This window comes from Aminobacter sp. P4_D5, from assembly GCF_056401815.1.
The window spans coordinates 1-654 of the sequence record NZ_JBFUIP010000845.1 but is presented as its reverse complement, the minus strand read 5'-3'; the positions used below and the strand labels follow the sequence as shown (position 1 = coordinate 654).

1 protein-coding gene is annotated in these 654 nt (G+C 65.4%); it reads left to right on the top strand.

Annotated elements, in window-relative coordinates:
* Positions 1-196: 196 nt before the first annotated feature.
* Positions 197-654, top strand: a 458-nt coding sequence (locus AC1DWF_RS35345) for a GntR family transcriptional regulator (RefSeq protein WP_476843123.1), incomplete at its 3' end; no start/stop codon positions are given.

The following is a 654-nucleotide window of genomic DNA, read 5'->3' as shown; positions in this document are numbered from 1 at the left end:
TCCTTGATCTGGGACAGGATGTTCATGGGGAGGTCCTCGCGGGACTCCGGGCGCGTGCGATCATGATTTTTCCTCCGTTGCACCGAGAGTGGCAGGCCACTGCGAGATTGCCAACACTTTATTCGGTGACAGCAAGGCAACATCTCGAATATAGAAGTTCGCGAGGGATCAGACGGACGTTATGCAGCGCAGATTGTTGGCAAAGAAGCCGGAGAGCGACGGGTTCGCCCTTGCGACCTCGGTCGAATCGGAGCTGGAGGCGATGATCGCCCGAGGCGAGCTCGGCCCCGGCCAGCACATCAACGAGCTGGCTCTGGCGCGCCGCCTCGGCGTGAGCCGCGGCCCCGTGCGCGAGGCCGCCCGCGCGCTGGAGCGCATGGGCCTCGTCACCGTCATCCTGAACCGCGGCGCCTTCGTGCGGGAGCTGCAGATCGACGAGGCACTGGCGATCTACGACCTCACGGCGGTGCTGATCGGCTACGTCGCCGGGCGGCTCGCGACCACCATCACCGCGGCGCAGGCGCTGGAGCTGCAGACCTTCGTGACGGAGATGGAGACGGCCGCGCAGGAAGGCCGGCAGGACGCCTTCTTCGATCTCAACGTTACCTTCCACAAGCGCCAGTTCACCTTCGCCGGCAATGGGCCGGTCGAGGC